At 47.2% G+C, this 22,174-nt stretch carries 19 protein-coding genes and 1 pseudogene; 5 read left to right on the forward strand and 15 right to left on the reverse strand.

From position 1 onward, the window contains the following. Positions 1 to 8: 8 nt before the first annotated feature. Positions 9 to 227, reverse strand: coding sequence for a hypothetical protein (locus tag AC6I2O_RS18720; RefSeq protein WP_497741534.1), 219 nt, complete (start codon positions 225 to 227; stop codon positions 9 to 11). A 225-nt stretch (positions 228 to 452) separates the two neighbouring features. On the opposite strand from AC6I2O_RS18720, the gene AC6I2O_RS18725 reads away from it, so the two are divergent. The 3 genes from AC6I2O_RS18725 to AC6I2O_RS18735 all read left to right on the forward strand — a co-directional run bounded on the left by AC6I2O_RS18725 (position 453) and on the right by AC6I2O_RS18735 (position 2,267). After that, positions 453 to 593, forward strand: a complete 141-nt coding sequence (locus AC6I2O_RS18725) for a hypothetical protein (RefSeq protein ID WP_497741533.1) — start codon at positions 453 to 455, stop codon at positions 591 to 593. A 372-nt stretch (positions 594 to 965) separates the two neighbouring features. Beyond that, entirely contained in the window at positions 966 to 1,286 is a 321-nt protein-coding gene (locus AC6I2O_RS18730) for a hypothetical protein (RefSeq protein ID WP_497743462.1), read from the forward strand. Between the two features lie 123 nt (positions 1,287 to 1,409). Further along, a complete protein-coding gene (locus AC6I2O_RS18735) occupies positions 1,410 to 2,267 on the forward strand; it encodes a class I SAM-dependent methyltransferase (protein WP_497743463.1) in 858 nt (285 codons plus the stop codon). Between the two features lie 165 nt (positions 2,268 to 2,432). Here AC6I2O_RS18735 and AC6I2O_RS18740 read toward each other — a convergent pair whose 3' ends face one another. The 5 genes from AC6I2O_RS18740 to AC6I2O_RS18760 all read right to left on the reverse strand — a co-directional run bounded on the left by AC6I2O_RS18740 (position 2,433) and on the right by AC6I2O_RS18760 (position 10,166). Further along, positions 2,433 to 3,671, reverse strand: a complete 1,239-nt coding sequence (locus AC6I2O_RS18740; RefSeq protein ID WP_497743464.1) for an MFS transporter — start codon at positions 3,669 to 3,671, stop codon at positions 2,433 to 2,435. A 54-nt stretch (positions 3,672 to 3,725) separates the two neighbouring features. Continuing rightward, on the reverse strand, positions 3,726 to 4,520 hold the full coding sequence (locus AC6I2O_RS18745) for a zinc dependent phospholipase C family protein (RefSeq protein WP_497743465.1): 795 nt from the start codon (positions 4,518 to 4,520) through the stop codon (positions 3,726 to 3,728). Positions 4,521 to 4,630: 110 nt separating this feature from the next. Next, positions 4,631 to 6,907 (reverse strand): extracellular solute-binding protein, encoded by a 2,277-nt coding sequence (locus tag AC6I2O_RS18750; RefSeq protein WP_497743466.1) that lies wholly within the window; start codon positions 6,905 to 6,907, stop codon positions 4,631 to 4,633. 95 nt (positions 6,908 to 7,002) lie between these two features. After that, positions 7,003 to 7,824 (reverse strand): carbohydrate ABC transporter permease, encoded by an 822-nt coding sequence (locus AC6I2O_RS18755; protein ID WP_497743467.1) that lies wholly within the window; start codon positions 7,822 to 7,824, stop codon positions 7,003 to 7,005. A 56-nt stretch (positions 7,825 to 7,880) separates the two neighbouring features. Then, positions 7,881 to 10,166 carry an extracellular solute-binding protein gene (locus AC6I2O_RS18760; RefSeq protein ID WP_497743468.1) on the reverse strand — a complete coding sequence of 762 codons (2,286 nt, stop codon included), beginning with the start codon at positions 10,164 to 10,166 and terminating at the stop codon, positions 7,881 to 7,883. A 258-nt stretch (positions 10,167 to 10,424) separates the two neighbouring features. Here AC6I2O_RS18760 and AC6I2O_RS18765 point away from each other — a divergent pair, with 258 nt between their 5' ends. Then, positions 10,425 to 11,108, forward strand: coding sequence for a response regulator transcription factor (locus AC6I2O_RS18765; RefSeq protein ID WP_120392510.1), 684 nt, complete (start codon positions 10,425 to 10,427; stop codon positions 11,106 to 11,108). A gap of 1 nt (position 11,109) precedes the next feature. Next, entirely contained in the window at positions 11,110 to 12,420 is a 1,311-nt protein-coding gene (locus tag AC6I2O_RS18770) for a sensor histidine kinase (RefSeq protein WP_120392511.1), read from the forward strand. Between the two features lie 42 nt (positions 12,421 to 12,462). Here AC6I2O_RS18770 and AC6I2O_RS18775 read toward each other — a convergent pair whose 3' ends face one another. The 9 genes and pseudogenes from AC6I2O_RS18775 to AC6I2O_RS18815 all read right to left on the reverse strand — a co-directional run bounded on the left by AC6I2O_RS18775 (position 12,463) and on the right by AC6I2O_RS18815 (position 22,157). Then, positions 12,463 to 13,809 (reverse strand): citrate/2-methylcitrate synthase, encoded by a 1,347-nt coding sequence (locus AC6I2O_RS18775; protein WP_497743501.1) that lies wholly within the window; start codon positions 13,807 to 13,809, stop codon positions 12,463 to 12,465. A gap of 183 nt (positions 13,810 to 13,992) precedes the next feature. Then, positions 13,993 to 14,370: pseudogene (locus AC6I2O_RS18780) on the reverse strand (helix-turn-helix domain-containing protein); the annotation flags it as partial. 71 nt (positions 14,371 to 14,441) lie between these two features. Further along, positions 14,442 to 15,233: a polysaccharide deacetylase family protein gene (locus tag AC6I2O_RS18785; RefSeq protein ID WP_120392513.1), complete on the reverse strand. Its 792-nt coding sequence runs from the start codon at positions 15,231 to 15,233 to the stop codon at positions 14,442 to 14,444. A 95-nt stretch (positions 15,234 to 15,328) separates the two neighbouring features. Then, entirely contained in the window at positions 15,329 to 16,069 is a 741-nt protein-coding gene (locus tag AC6I2O_RS18790) for a hypothetical protein (RefSeq protein WP_497743469.1), read from the reverse strand. A 93-nt stretch (positions 16,070 to 16,162) separates the two neighbouring features. Further along, the gene (locus AC6I2O_RS18795) at positions 16,163 to 17,560 is read right to left on the reverse strand and encodes an ATP-binding protein (RefSeq protein WP_120392515.1); all 1,398 of its coding nucleotides are present in this window, start codon (positions 17,558 to 17,560) and stop codon (positions 16,163 to 16,165) included. Between the two features lie 177 nt (positions 17,561 to 17,737). After that, positions 17,738 to 18,022, reverse strand: coding sequence for a 4Fe-4S dicluster domain-containing protein (locus tag AC6I2O_RS18800; RefSeq protein WP_497743470.1), 285 nt, complete (start codon positions 18,020 to 18,022; stop codon positions 17,738 to 17,740). Then, positions 18,009 to 20,033: an FAD-dependent oxidoreductase gene (locus AC6I2O_RS18805; RefSeq protein WP_497743471.1), complete on the reverse strand. Its 2,025-nt coding sequence runs from the start codon at positions 20,031 to 20,033 to the stop codon at positions 18,009 to 18,011. The genes AC6I2O_RS18800 and AC6I2O_RS18805 overlap by 14 nt, the downstream gene beginning before the upstream one ends. Positions 20,034 to 20,184: 151 nt before the next feature. After that, positions 20,185 to 21,135 (reverse strand): ABC transporter ATP-binding protein, encoded by a 951-nt coding sequence (locus AC6I2O_RS18810; RefSeq protein ID WP_120392518.1) that lies wholly within the window; start codon positions 21,133 to 21,135, stop codon positions 20,185 to 20,187. Beyond that, complete coding sequence (locus AC6I2O_RS18815; RefSeq protein WP_120392519.1) at positions 21,132 to 22,157, reverse strand: ABC transporter ATP-binding protein; 1,026 nt, start codon at positions 22,155 to 22,157, stop codon at positions 21,132 to 21,134. The genes AC6I2O_RS18810 and AC6I2O_RS18815 overlap by 4 nt, the downstream gene beginning before the upstream one ends. Between the last annotated feature and the right edge of the window lie 17 nt (positions 22,158 to 22,174).

The following is a 22,174-nucleotide window of genomic DNA, read 5'->3' on the forward strand; positions in this document are numbered from 1 at the left end:
AGGAACTGTTATTTCTGCGAAATATAACTTTTGAGGTTGACTTTAAGAATTACATACTTCTTGGATGCTACGGCATCTACATCCTTGGACAGTTCCAGAAACATAAATGGTCCATCCGGGTCAGAGGTATCGATCCGTAAAGTGCCAAAATCCAAAGGTTTGGTTACCATTCTGGTTATAATCGAGCCAACCACGATACCGATTGCAAAGATGATTATAAGTTCCATAGAGTTCTCCTTTCAAAATGTTTTTCAGAATCTTCCACCCGGGAATTTTTCAGATATCAAAATACCACGTTTTTCCGTCACCTGCGTACTGGATTTCTAAGCTAGGATAAAAAGAAAGAGTCCTTGTTAGGACTCCTTCCTGCTTTTATGTCGTGATACGAGTTTTATGATACCATAAACAGTGACAAAACAGATTGTAGGCCACATGATGGACGAAAGCATTTTGTGAGTATGGCAAAAAAATATGGCATCGATGAATACGCCATCAAATATATGGTCGGACATAAGATTTCTGACATCACTGAAAAAGTGTACACAGCAAGAGAGTTTGACTGGCTGAGAGAGGAAATAGAAAAAATAAAATAGAATGTCTTTTGTGTAGGAATATTGGTATAGGAGTGGTGCAGGAATAATATATGATTTACATACATTTCCCTGCTTTTTACCACTTCTAACCGCTTTTAAAAGTATTGATTTTACTGGTTTTTTCGCAAGTAGTCAGCTTAGGAAGTTTTTATAATGTAAAATAAAGAAACAAAAACATTATGATGGCAGTAACGCTTACAGGACATAAGTTTTTGAAAAACTGAAAATACGGCCTGTATATTTTGTTAGACATTCTCTGTCACCTATGGTAGAATTTACATAGCAGCGAATCCTGTCGTTTTCAGGGCCCGGCGGATTCTTCTACAGCTCATACTAAATATAAAAGCGTGTTGTTTCAGCGGAGGTGATCGTATGGCACTCAGCAAAGATGATTTGCAGGCGCTGTCTGAACTCTTGGACATAAAGCTCCAGCCAATCTACAAACAACTCGATAAAGTGAATGCACGGCTTGATCAGATGGACGTACGCATGAATGAAATGGATGCTCAGCTCAAACGCATTGACTCGTCTGTAACCAGGAATTATGCCCTGACTCTTGATTTCTATGGAAACCAGACGGAATACAGCAGACATCAACTACTATATGCGTACATTTACACAATAACGCAAACGCACGTGCACACAATAGCACAAAAGAAGAAATCCTGCAAAATTAAAGAGCAGGACACATAAAACAGAAAATAAGCACCTGCCCGTCAGATGCTTATTTTTCTGTTACATTACATTACATTACGAATTGATAGCATAGGGATATTAACCATAAATATATTGTAGTAGAAAGGACACGACACGAACATGTGGATTGCCGACAACTGGAACGATTATGAAGTCATTGATACATCAAACGGAGAAAAACTGGAACGCTGGGGTGACTATCTGCTGGTTCGTCCCGATCCGCAGGTGATCTGGAATACCCCGCGCCAGCATTCTGGCTGGAAAAAACCAAATGGCCACTACCACCGCAGCAAAAAAGGCGGCGGAGAATGGGAATTTTTTGATCTGCCCGAACAGTGGAGCATTCGATACCAGAATCTGACCTTTCATCTCAAACCATTCAGCTTTAAGCATACCGGACTGTTTCCCGAGCAGGCTACCAACTGGGACTGGTTTTCCCAAAAAATTCGCAGTGCCGGACGTCCCGTTAAGGTGCTGAATCTTTTTGCCTATACCGGAGGCGCCACACTCGCGGCAGCCGCAGCGGGGGCTTCCGTCACACACGTAGATGCCTCAAAGGGTATGGTCGGTTGGGCCAAGGAAAATGCCGCAGCATCTGGTCTTGCAGATGCACCCATCCGCTGGCTTGTCGATGATTGCGTTAAGTTTGTAGAACGTGAACTCCGCCGTGGGAACCACTATGACGGAATCATCATGGACCCCCCCTCCTACGGCCGCGGCCCCAAAGGCGAGATCTGGAAAATTGAGGAATCCATCCATCCATTTATCCAGCTGACTGCAAAGCTGCTCAGTGATGATCCGCTTTTCTTTCTCGTGAATTCTTATACAACCGGTCTCGCGCCGGCAGTTCTTACCTACATGATTGCTACAGAATTGAAAAAATTTAACGGACATGTTGAATCACAGGAAATCGGACTGCCCGTCACCCAAAGTAAATTGATCCTTCCGTGCGGAGCTTCAGGAAGATGGGAACGATAGGATTTCACATCCAACTATAATTCCTTTTCAAATAAACAGACGGATTTCCAGGGCTTTTCACTGAAGGATATGCGATACCTTCTTTCCAAAGCTCTGGAAATCCGTCTGTTTTAAAGAGCACAGGAATCCGTTTTCAGGAATCCGGACCCCCTCAAAGCAGTTCCGTCATTTGTTCAACTTCGCTGCCTTTACAAACAAAACAAACCCAATCATAAACATCACAGAAATGATTGCAACACCAATGTTCGCAACACCTGTAAGCTGCGCTACAAAACCCACCAGCATCGTTCCCATAAAGGAAGCGCCTTTCCCGCAGATATCATAAATACCAAAGTATTCTCCGGATTTTTCGGGCGGAATAATCCGGGCGAAATAGGAACGTGACAATGCCTGAATTGCTCCCTGAAACATACCGACAAGGACAGCCAAAAGCCAGAACTCCCATTGCTTATCCAGCTGAATTGCAAACAATGCAATACCCGTATAAGCTAGAATACACACCTTTATCAAAAATTCAGTCCTGTATTTTTTGGAAAGTCTGGAAAAAATTAATGCACACGGAAATGCCACAAGCTGGGTGACAAGCAACGCTAAAAGAAGGCCAGAAGAATCAAGTCCCAGCGCACTGCCATAAGCTGTCGCCATCTCAATAATCGTATACACACCATCAATAAAAAAGAAAAAAGCCAGCAGATACATAAATATATTTTTCTGTCCACTGATATCGTTTAACGTCGCGCCAAGACGGGAGAAACTGCTTCGAATCGGCTTTTTCGGCATCTCAATATAATTCTTCTGTTCATACATTTTGAGAAGCGGAATCGTCACAACCAGCCACCATAGCGCATTCAGCACAAACGCGATCGTCATTGCCAATCCCATGGTAATGCCAATTTTTTCGTACATAAGCACAAAAACAAGAGAAATTACAAAAGGAATACAGCTTCCAATATATCCCCAGGCATAGCCGTTTGACGAAACCATGTCGAGGCGTTCTGGCTGCGTGATATCGACCAACATCGAATCATAAAAAATAAGACTCGCGTTATATCCAACCTTTGCAATCACAAACACTGCAAGAAATACGATCCAGGACGTCGGTACTGATAAAGCCGCACAGCCCAGGACTCCCACCATCATACTGATCGTAAACAGCGGCTTTTTATAATTCTGCGTATCGGCAATCGTACCCAGCACCGGACCAATCAGCGCCACCAGAATCGTTGCCACCGATGCGGCATATCCCCAGTAAGCCAGATAATCCACCTCTGAGATTCCTGCATTCCCTGCCAGATAATTAAAATAAATCGGTATGATCGTTGACACCAGCATAATAAAAGCCGAATTCCCCACATCATACAAAATCCAGTATTTCTCTAATTTTGTCATTTTTTCGCGATTCATAACTTCCTCCCATTCTCCCTTTTCAAAAATAAAAATCTCTTTTTACGGCAAATGTCATTCGAATGTTCGATCAAACCTCGCGTCCAATGCACACGCGCCATACAGTGCCGCATCAAAATTCACCATCATCCGGACTGCTTCCTGGATCGCCGCATCATAATGCTGCATCAGTCCTTCACTGCTTGCGATACAGGCCGGATTATCCCGGCGCTGAAGCATCAGGCCCTTCATTTCCTTGTACTGTCCGGCCAGCTTCATCAACGTGTTTATGACAAACTGCCCGAAAGCGCCCGGTCTTGTAAACAGCCGTTTGACCGTCCTCAAATCTTTCAGAGACTGCTCCACAATTTCCACAGTGATTCCTTTTGCAAAAAACGGAACGATTGCCTCCGCTGTCTCGCGATCTGTGGGTACAAGTTTTGCCAAAGGATAAGAAACAGCGTCGCCTCCATCCATACGGATCAATTTTTTTTCAAACTCCTCCTCAATTTCCAGATGCTGCACTCCTGTCTTTTCTATCATCTGTTGCACATAAGGATGGCACTCGCTGTCAAGAATAAAATGGCAGATGAAACCAAGCAGATACGCATATTCCATGCTGTCACGCCCTTTATACCGAATTACTTTGCACGCATGTTCAAAAAATGGAAGTGCCGAAACGCCATGTAAATGAACTCCATAACGATTTACCGGATTGTGCCCCCAGGGCCGGTAAAAGAAAAACAAATCCGGTCCCTGCAAACCAATTTGATACTGCGGATAGTATTTTTGAATGATATTTTTTAAATCTTCCCTTACCCGCTTTGAAACATCTGCTCCAAAACGGTCATGCGCATACATTGCAGGCATATAAAAACCTCACTTTTTTTATTTTAGTATATCACTACTATAAAAGTATATTCGAAAAATGTAAATAGAAAAGCCCGGGCATTTTCTATTTTATGCCCGGACCTGACCTGCTACTCCATCAGATACAAATTAATTCTCTGCATAATTCTATTTACAGCATCTTCCTCACCAATCAGTCCATCCATACAATTCTGAATCTCCTCCAGAACAACCTCCTGTTGTACAAGCTGCGTATCGGCACACACAGTAAGCTCTGCTACCATTTCAGAAAACCGCTCCAGTTCTTCCTGGGTCGGCCAGGAAAACGTAATACGAAATCCTTCCTCAGAGCCTTCATAGCTAAAACCGTAAGAAGGACCATTTTCCTCGCCCCATTTTGCATCATACAAAACAGAAGTAAAAGCAGCTGCATTCACAGGGAATCCCAGTCCGCCATTTCGTATGCCGGCTTCCTGCGACAACAGATATTTAACCAAAATAAGCGATGCCTCCTGTTCTTTCGATGCCGCCGATATGCCAAGCGTGGCAACCGGCTGAAATACACCGTCACCCTGCCCCGCATACACGTTCATTTCACAGGATTCTTTCTGACGACATATGGATGAAATGCCGGAAAGTTCATCGATGGAATACAATGTACCAGTACATAACTGCGCCGTATTGCCGCTTAAATCCTTATCTAGCAGCCCCATATAATAAAAGACAAGATCTTTCAGCTCAAGATTCTCCTCTTGTTTGAATTTTTTCATTTCTGCGCGGTACGTATCCACCCATGTCAATGTTTCCGGTGAGGCATTTTCCCTCATATCCGAATAAATCCCTCTCAGAACATGAATAAACTCATATAATTTTTCTGAATTGATCGTCCCGTCTTCATTTTTCCAGCTCGCAGCGCTCGCCGAGTACAGAATTTCTGGTAGTAGAAGAATATTTGTAATACTCATCGCACCCTGCTTTTGAACGTCTGCCAAAGATACCAAATCAGAAAGCGGTGAGACAAATTCTGTTTCTCCAAACGCAACCGGAACTCCAAAGCGGGAAGGCACTGCCGGAACTCCGTCTTCCGTTTGATACGTATACGCAATATTCTCCAGCAGCCCGTCTTCGGCCTTTACTTCATCTAAAATACCGCTAAGATCTGCCAAAACACCCTTCTTTGCATAAGATTCCACCGGCATTCCGTCCAGAATCAGCACATCCGGCCCACCGCCTGAAAGAATTTCCGTGTTTAGTGTGCGCAGTGCATCCGAAGAAGTCATCCCATCTGTGCCGCTCATTCCCACTTCATATTTTACAAAAATATCGGGATGCTCTTTCTGAAACAAAACGATCATCTGACGGATTCCCTGATCTTCTCTCAAAGAATAGATGGTCAGCGTTTTTCCCGGCACGCTGGAAATATCCGGGTCATACAAAAACTTCATCAGTTTGTGCATTCCGTCCGCATCTGAATAGATCACGTAAAAGTTCTGATCTGCAATTTCCATGGCCACCAAAGATCTGCTCGGATCAGATAAGGCATTCAAGGAACCGTCCACAATCTGTTCCAGCACACCTCCACCCATTACATGTGAAAAAATCCCTTCTGATGTACAGTAATACAATCTTCCCTCCTCATCCTCTGTAAAAAGAATCGGATACCCACTGGAAGAATTGATCTCATAACTTACACTCCCAGCAAACAGCGCTCCTTCCAGCGCGTCGTCCCGCACAATCGGTTCCCCGCTTGCCACATCGACTCTCTGCACGCCGTTGTCCATCAAAAGAAGCGCCTCACTGCCGCAGGTGGCAATGATATCCGCCCCGCTTCCAAGCAGATTTATTGACTCACCATTTTCTGGACTTACGGAATACACCTCACCGTTCGCCAACATCCAGACCAGCGATCCGTCCTGTAAGAACTTCAGCTGTCCAAATGTTGGTCTTTCTTCTTCTGTACACACCGCATTCCCCTGTGCATCAAATGAGACAAAACAATACTGCTCCTCAGAACTTCCCAGATTCTCCATTGCAAGCCCGGCTCCTCCGCCATCTGCACGCAATGTTGCTTCTGTAAAATACAGATTTTCATACTCCTGTGGAAGCGAAACGGCGAGTTCCCAGGTGTCACCACCATCTGCACTGTCCCATGCTGACATTCCGTTTTCCTCATCCGAACCAAGAAGCCGAAGCTTCCCGTCATCCAGTCTCTTAATATCATAAAGCTCCAAACGCCCCTGCGTTTCAGGTAAATTCACATCTGTTTCCAAATACCGCCCAGAAGCCCCGCTCTGTGCTGCATCCAAAGGTTCAGGTGTCCCCGCCGCAAGCCCCAAAATCAACGCTCCAGCCACAAGCCTTTTTCTGCTTGTTCTCCTTCTTTCCTGTACCCATCCTTTTTTTACCATACCCTTCACCCTCCCTGTCTGTTTCCTGTTTTCACTCAAAATTTTCAAATCCAAACTTTCATTTATTGGACCGCTAATCAACCCTTCCGTCCTTCTCACTCTCGTTCCCATGACCTTTGCAGCACCAGAATCAATACAAGCACCACTGCCGCATTAATCACCGCCGCCGCCGAAATCTTATCAAACGACAACTCACGAAACCAGTTATTATACAAATGCTGAAGCAAATACATACTCTGATGCGGATAATCTCCGGCCACCAGCCATGCCTCTCGGAATACCTTAAAGGAATTCAGAAAGGAAAGTACCGTAATCGTATACAGCGACGGCAACAAATTCGGCAGCGTAATACTTCGAAAACACCGCAACTCCCCGGCTCCGTCCACCCGCGCCGCCTCATATATCTCATTCGGGATTCCGGCAAGTCCCGCCATCCAAAGAATCATATCGTATCCGATATTTTTCCAAAGGTAACTGATAACCAGTACCAGAAACGCCGCGTCACTCGTCATCCAAGCAATCTTCGCTTGACCCGTTTTTTCAATCAAACCATTGATCAACCCACTGGAATGAAACAAAACCTTCCACACCAGTACTACCGAAGCGGCCGGAACCGCCACGGGTATGAGGAATCCACTCTTAAGTAAATTTTTCGCAAATTTCAACCTCTGTAAAATAACTGCCAGGATCAGAGATACTACTACAAGAAGCGGAATACAGATCAGTGTGAACCGAAGCGTATTTCCCGCTGCCATCCGAAAAGCCGTATTGGAAAACACTTCCTTATAATTTTTAAATCCTACCCAATCTAACGTAATCGCGCTCTGAAACGATCGCTTCACCACTTCGATAAACGGCAGCAGCGTAAAAAACAAAACTCCGAGAAACCCTGGCAGGAGAAAACAGACTCCCGCCATTTTCTTCCTGCCTGCCCTCCGTTTCCTTGCAAGCATGACACCACCCTTTTCCTGTATTACTCTGCAAGATACAGGTTCATTTTCTGCATAATCGTATTGATTGCCTCATCCTCTCCAATCTCGCCGTTTAAGCAGCGTTCCAGTTCTTCTATAATTACGTCATGCTGCACACGCTCAAGATCTGCCGCAACGCTGACCTGTTTTGCCATCTCATATAAAGCGTCCAGCTCCTCAACGGACGGCCAGATATAAGTCAGCTCAATATCCATCATCATACCTTCTTCATCAATCTGGCTGCTGGACACCGTATAGCCGCCGTTATCGTCAATTCCGTACGTATTCGTATAAATTTCTTCTTCCAGTGATTTTACATTTACGGAAAAACCGTTATTCTTGTTCTGCATCTGGCCTTCAAACGACAGCATATATTTTACAAAATCTTTTGCGCTTTCCTGCTCTTTTGCCGTATTCAGAATTCCCATTACACAATACGGAAGAAATACATCTGACTGCTGTACAGAAAGCAATGACGCCTTGCAGGCCCCTGTCTTCTGGTTGATGGAACACAATCCTGCATAAGCCATTGTACTGTTTAAAGAACCAAGTTTCACTTTTGTTTCTGAAAGCAGATCAAGAATCCCCAATGAAATATCATCTGCCATAGTGCTAGAATAATGATCCATCATCACCCAAGTCGCATATATTCCGTTCTGGTATCCATCAATCTTTTCCAATGTTTTTTCAGACGCGTTTTCCCTATATACCCGTGCAATTGTATTTACCCCTTTGATAAACTCAGAAAGCTTTTCCTGATTGATGGTTTGATCTTCATTTTTCCAGCTTCCCGCACAGTTTCGATACAGAATTTCCCCCATGCTCACAACGTCATACGTAGCCAGTACACCTGCCTGCGCAGCGAGACCTGCAAGAGAGTCAAACCCTTCAACAGAGCCGATCATTTCCGGATCGCCAGCCGCTACCAGCATTCCGAACTTTGCCGGAACAGCCGGAAGAATGCCATCTGATTCATAAACTCTTGCCACATTCTCCAGAATTCCATCACTCCCCTGAATTTCTGATACAATGTCACTCAGATCTGCCAAAAGTCCCTGTCTGACGTATGTATCGACTGACATCTCGTCAAGAATCAGCACATCCGGTCCGTTTCCTGCCAAAATATCCGTATTCAATGTGCGCAATGCATCTGACACTGTCACACCATCGTCTCCTGTCATTCCGATTTTATAATTCACATAGACATCCGGATATTTTTTCTGAAACAACACTGCCGCCTGACGTACCGCACCACTCTCACGCAGTGAATAAACATTCAGCTCCTTCTGTGGCGTACTTGGTACATCCGCATCATATTCATAACGCAGCAGCTGCGTCTCCGATCCGTTTGCTACAGCCACATAAAAGTTCTGATTCAGAACAGCCATTCCAAGGAATAACACATTCGGGTCTGAAAGGGAACTGAGTTTTCCATCCACCACCTGTTCTACGACACTGCCGCCCATCATATGCGAGAAAATTCCGTTCCGTGTACTGTAACACAGTCTGCCCTCTTCGTCCTCCGTCATGGCGATCGCTGTTCCAAACGTCGTAGCTACCATATAACTGCCGCCTTGTGCGTACAGTGCTTCATCCAGTGCATCATCTCTCATAATCGGTTCCCCGGTCGTCATATCATACCTAAGTAACTCGGACTCTCCCAATAAAAGCACTTCATTTCCACAGGCGCCGATCATATCGACAGTTGCCGATGTAATCGTACTGCTTATCGCCCCCGTTTCTCCGTCCAGAACACTGACCCCGCTGTTATAAGAAAGACCGAGAAGCTGCCCCTGTCCGGAAAAACGAAGAATCATACCAATTCCGTCATCCATGGGCGTTTTCTGCGTATTTCCCTCCGCATCGAAAGACACAAAGCTGCAGTTTAAGTCAGCCTCTGACTCTGCCCCGCCATCGTCCGACCCTTCCAGCAAAATACCGGCTCCGCCTCCTACCGGATTTAAAATCATACTTAAAAAATAATCATCCCCACTTACCTCCGAAAGCCCGGCAGCTTTTTCCCAGGTCACGCCTCCGTCGCAACTGTCATACATTGCATACCCTTCCTCATCCGTTCCGATCATCCGAAGGCAGCCCTCACTCGTGCGCACAATATCCCTGATAAAAAACTCTTCCGGAAGCTGCACCTGCGTTTCCAGGTAACGCCCCATTGCAGCCTCCTCTTCCTGCGCCAGCGCCGGTGTCACTGGCAACAAATTGGCAAGCACACAGGCGAAAGCCGTAACTGTGCAGACTCCTTTTCTGAAACGTCTTAAAATCTGATTCATAATATTCCTCCTCACATTCTTTTCTCCACACATCACAAAATCCCCTCATTTGTCACAGGTAAATGTAAAAACTTAGCTGAAATCATCCCCTGCGACACACAGCCCTTCTGGCTGCACTGTACCAAGCCTAACATCTGTTCCTCTAAAAATTATCTAAATGAATTATGAAATTTAGAGGAATTATAGAGTTTTTTCCTCTATTTTATATGATATAGTTAAGAAAAGAATTGACAAAAATAAAAATCAGGTGAAATAATTATGCGCATACTGTTAATCGAAGACGATCTCGCCCTCTGCCGTTCTTTGAGCCTGATGCTCCAACAGGAAGGATTTTCTGTCACTGTTTCAAACGACGGCGAAGAAGGACTTTTTTATATATTGGAAAATGCACATGATCTGGTTCTGCTGGACCGGATGCTGCCCGAACTGGACGGACTTGAGGTGCTGCGCCAGGCCCGGAAAAAACACGTCACTGTGCCGATCATTTTTCTGACCGCTCTGGGCACTTTAAATGAACGTATTACTGGACTGGACTGCGGTGCAGATGACTACATTGTAAAACCTTTTGCCTTTGAAGAGCTGATGGCCCGCATTCGCTGTATCTGCCGCAGACCGCAGCGACTGACCGAATCAAATTGCCTTTCCTTCGGGGATCTCGCCTACGATCCGAATCAGAACCTGCTTTCCTGCAGGGATAAAAGCTGTACCCTCTCCAGGCGCGAGGGCGATCTTCTGTCTCTTTTCCTGAAAAATACCGGGCAGATCTTGCCGCGCGCTACCATTTTGCTGCGTGTCTGGGGTCCGGATTCAGAAATTGAGGACGGCAATCTCGACAACTATATTCACTTTCTGCGCCGCCGTCTAAAATCCATAGATACCAGCGTACAGCTGAAAACCGTACGCGGCGTAGGATACTGCCTTACGACTACACAAGGAGCCTGACATGTTCTCGAAACTTCACTTGCAGCTTACTGCATTATGTATTTCTATTACCGGACTGATTCTTGCTGTCCTTACGACAGTCTGCCTTTTTATTTCTGAATCCGGCATTCGCAGCGCCGAGGACTTGTCGTTTGAGTCAAATCTAAACGTTATGTACCAAAATCTGGAGCAGCAGGTTTCTCTGTCACATAACTGGATTCGCCAGATGGAATACAACTATCATGTATCTTTACAGATTTTCGACAACGGCACTCCGCTTTTCTTTCAGTCCCTGGACCGGTCCGATATTCCGGAATCCCTCTGGGAACAGACCAGAGAAAAGGCGCTTACCGACTACGGCATTAATCTCAACGAACCTGCTACGCTGGGCGTTCTGGCGCAACACAGGGAATTTACCATCAGGGATAAAAATAAGGAGGCTTACTCAGCCTCCGTTGCCCTGATCCCCCGCTCCGGCGGAAGCATCGGCGTTATCATTCTTCATCCGCTCTCTGCTATGAACCAGCGGATTCTGCGACAGAGAATCGCGTTTCTCGCCGCTGACCTGGCCGCTCTTGTCCTGCTCGGAATTTTTTACTGGCTTTTTACGTCACGTATGATACGGCCGCTACGCGAAAACCAGAAAAAGCAAGTGCAGTTTGTCGCGTCCGCCTCCCATGAGCTGCGCTCGCCGCTTACCGTCATACTCAGCAACGTGGCAGCAGTAAAAAACGGCATACTGCCAAATGACCATCAGTTCTTAAATACGATTTATTCGGAAGGAAACCGAATGTCCCGTCTGATCACGGATATGTTACAGCTTGCCAGCGCGGACAATCATACTTGGAGCATGCAGCCTTCCCTTGTGGAACTGGATACACTCCTGCTTGAGACCTGGGAAAACTTTGAATCCATGGCGACTACCAGGCAGCTGCGCTGGGAAATCACGCTGCCCGAAGATGCAGTTCCCCGCTGTACCTGTGACCCGCAGCGAATCCGCCAGCTTCTATCGATTCTCATCGATAATGCATTCTGTTATACTCCGGAAGGCGGTACTGTGCGCCTGTCACTGTCCAAAAATGCCGCGGACGCCCGCCCTGCAAGTTCTTTTTTTATCTCCGTCAGCGACAATGGCCCCGGTATTCCAGACAATCAAAAAGGCGCTGTCTTTGAACGGTTCCAGCGCCTTGACGCCTCCCGGCGTGATAAATCTCATTTCGGCCTTGGCCTTTGTATCGCGAAAGAAATCGCGGTTTTGCATAAAGGACGTCTTCTGCTTTCTGATACGCCGGGCGGAGGAGCCACCTTTACGCTTGTGCTGCCGAAAGGATAACTTTTACAAAATCCGTTTAAATACTATACCCAAATATCCGGCCTATTTTTCTGTTTGCTCCTTGACTTCCATCACGCTCATGTAGGCCGGACGTATAATCTTACCCATGCAGATCTGCTCCTCAATGCGATGCGCACTCCATCCCACGATGCGGGCAATCGCAAAAATCGGTGTGTATAATTCAACCGGAATCCCGAGCATCTGATACACAAAGCCGCTGTAGAAGTCCACATTCGGGCTCACGCCCTTGAAAATTTTGCGCTGTTTTGCAATCAGCTTCGGTGCAATCTCTTCGATATTATTGTACAGCGCCATATCGACCTGGCGGTGCTTTTCTACTGCAAGCATTTCCACGAATTTCTTAAAAATGCGCTCTCTCGGATCGGAAAGCGAGTACACGGCATGTCCCATTCCATAAATGAGCCCCTTCCCGTCAAATGCCTCGCCGGCCAACAGCTTTGCAAGATAATGCTCGATCTCATCCTTATCTTCAAAATCACGGACATTTGTCCGGATATCTTCCATCATTTCCATAACCTTAATATTCGCACCACCGTGCTTCGGCCCCTTCAGCGAGGACATCGCAGCTGCAATCGCGGAATACGTATCCGTGCCGGAGGATGTGACAACACGCGTAGTGAAGGTCGAATTGTTACCGCCGCCGTGCTCCATATGCAGCATCAGCGCCGTATCAAGTACCTTTGCTTCCAGCTTCGTGTACTGCCTGTCCGCGCGCAGCATAAGCAGAATATTTTCTGCTGTGGACAGGTCATGATCCGGCCGGTGAATATACATACTGTCATTCTGCTCATAGTGATTATACGCATGGTACCCATACACGGCAAGCATCGGGAATGTACTGATCAACTGAATGCACTGGCGCAGACTGTTTCCAAGCTCCGTATCGGTTGCACGGTTGTCATACGAAGCAAGCGTCAGAATACTTCTCGTCATGGAATTCATAATATCACTGCTCGGCGCCTTCATAATCACATCTCTCGTAAAGTTTGTCGGAAGATGGCATGCTTCAGCCAGTACTTTTTTAAATTCCAACAGCTCCTGATGATTCGGCTTTTCCCCGAACAACAGCAGGTATGCCGTTGCTTCAAATCCAAAGCTGTCCTCATCCAGCTCCTGCACCAGACTCTCAATCGGGTACCCCCGGTACCAGAGTCTTCCGTCACACGGTGTCTTTACACCGTCTTTCATCTCAAACGATTCAATCCTGGAAATATTGGTAAGACCTGTCAGGACGCCCTTTCCATTTTGGTCACGAAGCCCGCGGTATACGCCGTAATCCTGGTAAAGCTGGTCCGAAATCGTATCATTCTTCTGACAAATTTCTTTCTGTCTCTCCGCGTAGCCTGTCATCTTCTCTTCATAATTCATTCGCATCTGCCTCCTTTGATTCCTGCGCAGATCGGATGCGCACTCCATATTCTGCGTCATCTTTACCGCTACCTCATACAACACACGTCTCTCCTCCTGCGTGATCCCGTCAAAAACCACAGCAGTCATGTCCTCCCACATTTTTTCAATGGAGCGAACAATCTCTTCTGCCTGCGCAGTCAGCACAAAATGTACACTGCGCCGGTCCTTTTCATCCGGAACAAACGCAAGCAGCCCAAGACCGGCCAGATGCTCCGCGGACTGGGAAATATGCCCTTTCGTCAGCTTGTACGCCTGCCGCAGCTCTTTTGACGTATTGCTTCCCCCGAAGCGATGAAGATAATACAGAATCTCCACATCAATCTTTCGCAAACCATACTGTTCCCGAAACACAGCAGCTCTGCTCTCAAGAAGCTGCTTGTACTCTCTTCCATGAAGCAATACCTCAATCGGTCCTTCCATCGTTTCCTCCCGGATCGCTGCATAACAGGACTTCAAAATCTTGTCTCTGTTATGCAGCAATATTTGTTTAATTTTAAACAATATACAAGAGGATACCATAAAGAAGACAAATCTGCAAGTAAATCCTTTTTATTTTTAATCAAAATATCATAATACACAAAAACCAGCTTTTACATTTCCCGCTCCAAAACCTGCATTCCCTGCGCATCAATCAAATAATCGCTCCAATATACAAGCTCTGAAACCGGAACCAGTTCATACCCCTGCTCCTGAAGCCGCCAAATCACAGTTTCCAGCGCCTGCGCCGTATAATTCGCGTCGCTGTGCATGCGAATTATAGAACCTCCTGAGAGCTGCGGATCTTCTGTTGCCTTTTTAATTATGGATTCGATTCCGTAATCCTTCCAGTCCTCTGTGTCCACATTCCATTCTATGGGAAGGTACCCGCTCTGCTTCACCGTTCCAAGCAGTTCTCCGCTATAATCTCCATACGGCGCCCGGAATACCTTCATCTCCTTGCCGGTCAGCTGCTGTACGCTGCTGTGTACCTGCTGAAGCTCTGCCTGTATCTCGGCCTTGGAAAGTTTCCCCATATCTGTGTGATTCTGGCTGCGGTTTCCCAGCTCATGTCCTCTTGCCGCTATTTCTTTGACATATTCCGGATATTGGTCCACCCAGTTTCCTGTCACAAAAAAGGTAGCTTTAACACCATATTTATCCAATATATTCAAAATCGGCTCTATCTGTCCTGTACCAAAAGACGCCTCAAACGTAAGCGCCGCCTTTTTTTCCTGCGTCTGTACGCAGCACACCGGCCCCTTCCAGCCACTTACCGTACTGCTCGTCGTTATTGTCCTTTGATTCGTCACGTACGCCCCCATAAAAAACACGAGGGAACACAGGCAAACCAGCCCAAGTCCCCTCATTCGGTACCATGCAATCTGATATTTCTCTTTCTCCATCTGTTATCCGTCCTGAAGTTTCTTACTAAAGTATATGAGAAACTCCCGGATATCATGATATCTGTCACAGGATATCTTTTTCAGACAGACAATTTTTACTGATTAAAATACAGGCTCTCTGCGACAAGCTTCCGTGTCAGCTCCGCTGCCGCATCTTCCAGATATCCCGGAAGGTACTTTTTATTGCTTCCCTGGCCGCCTTCCACAGTAATCAGATCCGTGGAATGATATCCTGTTTGCTGATTATCTCTGGTCCAGCAAAGATTTACCCACAGAGTATCGTCCACCGGAGACTGGCTGATTACGCCCGCGCCAATCTCATTGAACATTTCTCCCGGAAATCCGACAAGCGCAACCTTTCCGATACGTAGAACCTGAAGATCCACCGGATATTCTCCCGCCTCAGAAGATGGTATCATTGTCTGGCCGTATTCAAATGCAAGATCCGCATTTCCAGTCTCAACACTCGTAAAACGCATCACTGCAAGCGTTTTATCTGAAAATCCCTCAAAATTATCGCCCTGCGCCCAGTAATACGTTCCGTCTGCCTTCGTGTACTTAGCATTCCGGTTCACATTCATATAACAGTTCGAATAACCGATTCCCATTGTAACAGGCTCCAGGTTCGCCAGCGCCTCATCTGCCGCATCCATCATCTGGTCATATACGAGACGTCCCCATTTCTGAAGATTGTCCACTTCCTCATCTTCTTCAAAGGTAAGATAGCTCATATCAATTTCATTTGTAATTTCCGGCGCCGCATGCGCATGCGTTGCAGTATAAAATATCGCATCCAGCGGAACGCCTGTATGCTCGCTCAGCTCCTGTGCAAACAATGATATGCTCCCTCCTAAGCAGCAAGTTTTATTATTTCACTTGTCTACCTAGAAGGGAGCATATCAAAGCGACAGCCACCTTTTTCATAATTATCACCCAAAATCATCACAGAGCAGTAAATCATCCCGCTTTGCAGCCACCTGTTTCAGTTCCTCTGTAAAACCTGATGCGCCAAAAAGTACATACCACACACGCCTTGTGTTCTTTCTCCACCCCACGCGCTCAGACTTTTCTTCCAGACGGTGCAGCACGCCAATATCCACTGGTTCCTGCCAGAACTTGCATTCACCCAGTATCAGATGGTTCCCCTCCGGGTCAATTGCTGCGATATCAATTTCATCCTTAGAATCCCACCAGCGCCCGATTTGTGAAAAATGAAACGGCCAACAGTCCCTGGCATTCATGTCCCACATCCGCTCCTGGCATACATCCTCATAGACGTAGGCAATATGGCTTCTGACCAGGCTTTTACGGATTTTGCCCATAACCACCTCACCGTTGCCACTTTCAATCAAACTCCGATTCGGATACACAAAACCAAACCAAAACCGGATATAATTATCTTTAATCTTGTAAAGGCCTTTTTTGCTTTTTTCCGGATTTTCTTCCGTAACAGGCACTTCACGTTCCAGGATATCAAGGTCAATTAGTGTTTTCAGATACTTTGTCAGGCTAGTCGCTTTCACTTCCAGCACAGTGGCAATCGCAGAAATCCTCCTGTTGCCTGCAGTAATCGCTTTAATAACAGAAAAATAACTGCCGATTTCCGAAACCTCCTGCTGAAGCAGGAAATTCGGTTCATCATACAGATAGCCGGAACGATTCAGCACATTGCGCCAGATGGCAGTATAAATATCCTTGCTCTCCGAAAACAGTTCGATATATTTGGGAACACCGCCTGTTATGGCATACATTTCAATCAGTTCGCGACGATTCTTGTCAGGAAAAAACTCAGAATAATACTTAAATGGAATCTGTGTCAACCGGATCTGTGCCGTCCGCCGTCCGTAGAGAGGGCTGCTGTAAGCAAGCGTCTGTGATTCCATCATGGAAATAAGCGAACCGCAGAGAATTACCATGACGGATTTGTCCTTCAGAATTTCCTCCCATATCCGCTGGAAAATGGACGGGAATGCAGGATTGGCCTTCCCGATATACTGAAATTCATCTATCACAATAATCGGCTTGCTTTCAAAAGGCGTATCCATCAGTGCTTTGAAGATGACATCCCACTTTTTTACGTCTGCATTTTGCAGCAAATCACTGCCGATAAACTCCGCCGCCTTTTCCTTGAATACCCGCCGGTTTTGTACTTCAGACTCCTCACTGGCAAGGAAGAACAACGCCTTTTTATCCCTGATAAATTCAGAAATCAACGTCGTTTTCCCCACCCTGCGACGCCCGTACAGTACGACCAGTGAACTGCCGTTCCGTTCATATTCGTTCTGCAAAGTTTCCATTTCCGCTTCGCGATCAATAAATTTTTCCACGGTGACACCTCTCTTTCTGTTTAGATTATACTACAGATTATTATAATTTCAATCATAATAATCCAAGAAGACGCTGATAAATCATTGTTTTCTCAGAATCCTCGGCAAGGAAAACGCTATAATCAGCTTTTCCCTGGTCATGCAGAAAGCACAGCAGCACTCCAAAATATGTTTCTGTTATTCCTCTGTTTTTCTCACCGGCACAAATTTTGCCCGATTCATCAGCGGATGCGAAAGCCGGATTGCCCCGGGCCGCGGGCAGACCATCACGCAGGCTCCGCAGTAATAGCACTCGCCCGGATACATCACAATCGGATGCTTCCCTTTTTCCGCAGACGGAAGAAGGATATCGCACTGGCAGACCTCCGCACAGCGGTTGCAGCCGATGCACAGCGTTTCATCGTATTTCAGAGGAGCCGTGCTGCACGGCGCCTGCTCTACTGTAAATTCAACCTTTTTCACGTGCAGCCACCTCCTGTATATAATCCTGATTTCGTTTTTCATATTCCGCTTGCAATTTTCCAAAAAATCCAAGCGAAACATCCCGCGTCATGACCGCGCCATTTTCCCGGCGGATGACGATGTGCTTCCGGTCGTTTACCGGGTCAAGCTCCGGATAATCGCTGCGATTAAAGCAAAGCGGCACGGAGCTAGATTTTCGCGCCAGCGACGCATGCAACACAAGCTCTGCAACGGTCAAAATATCAAGCACCTCATGGACACGCATCAGCTCATGCGGGTTTGCTGCCGTAAGCTTCGGCACAATTTCCTGTTCAAAGCTCTCAAGCAGGTCAAGTCCTTCCTTCAAAAGCGCCTCACATTTCACGCCGCCGCAGTAATTCTGCATGGCCTTGGAGATCGCCATATTCAGTTCCTTCCAGGAAACTCCGTCCTCCCCAGACACGTAAAGCGGCGCATACAGCCGCTCCTGCTCTGTCTCCACATCAGCGCGGCAAACTTCACCAAGCGCAGCAGTTTTCGCGTATTCTGCTGCCTTACGTCCCGCATAATAACCAGTCGCACACGCAAATCCGGCACAGTCGGACGCATAAAGCTGGTCACCTGCCGCATAAACGCCCTCCAGATTCGTTTTTAAATCCCAGTCGTGCATCACGCCGCCCGGCGCTCCAAAAAACTGGCGCTCCTGCTCTAGGAAATTCGCCGACTGCCATCCGGTACCATAGCTCTGCAACATATGCTGTTCCGGGTCAAACCCACGATCCGTATAATTCTGATAAATCGGAATCTTTGTTTTTGCCTCCTCGCCTACCATCATGCCCCAGATCACACGGCGCTCCTGTTCCGGCATCCGGCTTAAATCCGCGTAAAACGGAAGCTGATAACCGCGCTTCATCAGCTCCTCAAAATCTAGCGTCTCCGGACCGCGGTACTCATATTTCGGATTATCAATGACACCGCCTTTCAGGAAAAACTTCTGTCCTGGCGCCGGATAGTAACGCTCGGACACCGTTTTCAACTCCCTGCCGTCACGGTCTACATACGGAATCTCCACACCTCTGGCATCTACCATCGTCGCCGCATACCAGGTGTTGTGATTATTGCCTGCGCCATAAGGCGGAAAGCTCCTGCCTGCCGCTGAAAACTCTGCGCGCACCGTCTTTTCCATCATTGTAAATTCCATCCCGGCACGCCAGCCCATTGCATGGCCGCTTCCAATGCTCTGCATGGGCCGGAACTCGCAAAGTCCCGTTGTATCAGCGCTGAACAGCCACACGCGCGCAGGCCGCGACATCGCCATCACCGTGGCCTTTGCGCGCAGCACATAAAACTTCCCGGTTCGGACATTCATGCCCATTGCGCCAATTCCACGCCGCACCGGATTTCCAGATTTCTCCTTCGTTCCCGTAACTGTTTTTTCTTCCTGTATTTCCTGGCTGCCGCCACTCATTTTCTCCACAAGCAGCGCCGTTGCCTCTGTCCGGTCCATCACCCGCACGCCCAGGCGCTTCAGTTCTCTGTAAAGCGCGGGCTTAAATGTGGAACCCCACACACGGATTGTAAACTTATTTTCGTAATCATAGGCAAACATCAGCTTCGTTTTCTCATCCCGAAACTCTGCGCCCACAAACTCATCCTCTGTATCGCGGATTTTTCCGCCAAAACTTTCCAGATCAAGCAGACGGTCGTAGCCCTCGCGGCATTCGATGTAATGCGCAATGCCATTGCTGTACCAGTCCTGTTCATCCACATACGCCTCTGCGATCTCCTCTGGCGTCACTTTGGAACAGGGATTTGTACAGGCTGATTCCCAGTGGTCAAATCCTGTCCCTGCGGAGCCGCTGCGCTCGACTGCACCTTTTTCCACCAGAGTCACGGAAAGTCCTTTTCTGGCAGCCGCAATTGCGGCAAAGCATCCGGAAAGTCCGCCGCCAAGAACCAGCACGTCACTTTCTATTGTCTCTTCCTGTCCGACCTCATTTCCGTAAGGCCAGGAATATTTTTCCTCTACCATTTTCTTTTACCTTTCTGTTGGGGAAACTTTGTGTGTTTATCGGACGACCCCGGGGAGAGGATGCAAAACGGGGTGCCGACCAAACAAGTTACCCCTTATTTTGCATCCTCTCCCCGGGGTCTGACTTCAAAAAATTCAAAATTTACTTTGTTTACATGAGGTGGCATGCGGCAAAGTGGCCTGGGGTTACTTCGCGGAGCGGGATGTCTCCCTGGCGGCAGCGTTCTGTCGCATGCGGACAGCGGGCGGCAAAACGGCAGCCGGGTTTCGGATTGACCGGACTTGTTACCTCGCCCTGAATCAGCTGTCTTTTCTTGTGACAGGACTCCACACTCGGAATCGGAATGGAACCGAGCAAAGCCTTCGTGTATGGGTGTACCGGATTTTTAAACATCTCCGAAGCGGATGCGTACTCGACGCATTTTCCGAGATACATTACCATAATTTCATCCGAAATGTGCTTTACCACAGACAGATCATGAGTGATAAACAGATACGTAAAGCCCCTTTGTTCTTGCAGATCCATCAGCAGGTTCAAAATCTGTGCCTGAATGGAAACATCCAGGGCTGATACCGGCTCGTCGCAGACAACAAATTCCGGTTCCAGTACAAGTGCGCGCGCAACGCCGATTCTCTGTCTGCGGCCGCCGTCCAGCTCATGCGGGTACGCCATAGAAAGACGGCTCGCAAGCCCTACCGTGTCCATGATTTTTCTTACCCGCTCTTCGATCTCTTTTTTATTTTTGCACACTTTGTTGACAATCAGCGGTTCTGCAATCAGCTGACGCACCGTCATTCGTCCGTTCAGGCTCGAATACGGGTCCTGAAAAATCATCTGCATTTTTGTGCGTACCTGGCGGAATTCTTTTTTCGACAGGTTCGCAATGTTCTGTCCATGAAAGAGAATTTCTCCTCCTGTCGGCTCATAGAGCTGCAGTGCCGTTCTGCCCAGGGTTGATTTTCCGCAGCCGGACTCTCCGACCACGCCGAGCGTCTTTCCTTTTGGAATTGAAAAACTCACATCATCTACCGCATGAAGCATTCCGGACGGTGTTTTAAAATACTTTTTCAGGTTTTTAACCTCTAACAGTATTTCCGTCATTTCTTCACCTCCCCGTTTTCTGTAAACCGGTGGCACCGGATCTGATGGCCGTTCTTTTCCCATACCCCTGGCTGGCACGTTTTGCAGATCTCCATACACTTCGTACATCTCGGCGCAAATTTACAGCCCTCCGGCAGTTCAGTCGGATCTGGCATCAGGCCTTCAATTGGATGCAGACGACGCGCATCCTCTGTCAGACTCGGTATTGAGCCAAACAAACCTTCCGTATAGGGATGATGACAATCGCCCGTGAAAATATCAGCCAGCGTGCCATATTCCACGATCTCCCCGGCATACATGATACCTACCTTGTCGCACGTTTCTGCTACTACGCCCAGATCATGCGTAATCATAATCACAGAGGTTCCGTATTTTCTCTGAAGATCGCAGATCATAGTCAGAATCTGTGCCTGAATCGTCACATCAAGAGCAGTGGTCGGTTCATCCGCAATCAGCAGTTTTGGATTGCAGACAAGCGCAATTGCAATCACAACTCTCTGGCGCATTCCGCCGGAAAACTGATAGGGATATTCTGCTTTCCGTTCCCGCGGAATTCCTACCATCTCAAGCGTCTCTTCCACCTTCCGGTCAATTTCCTTTTTGGAAAGCTCCTTCTCATTATGCAGATAAAGCGCCTCTCCGATCTGTTCTCCCACAGTCAGCACCGGATTGAGCGCAGTCATAGGGTCCTGAAAAATCATCGAAATTTTTTCTCCGCGCAGCCTTTGCAGCTCGTGCTCTGACATTTTGCAGACATCTTGGCTGTCAAACAAAACCTTGCCGGATGTCACCTTTGCAGTCCGCTCCGCAAGCAGCCCGAGAATTGCGAGCGCTGTCGTTGTCTTCCCTGCTCCTGTCTCGCCCACAAGTCCCATTGTCTCTCCCTGCCTCAAAGAAAAACTGATGCCATTCACAGCATAGACTGTTTCCAGATCTGTTTTATACTGAATCGACAAATCTTCTATTTTTAAGAGTTCGGAAACTTCGTCCTTTAATGTTCCATCTTTTACTATTTCATCCATGCGTATCTCCTCCTTCC

It is taken from the genome of Blautia sp. St.27G3 (assembly GCF_059728505.1).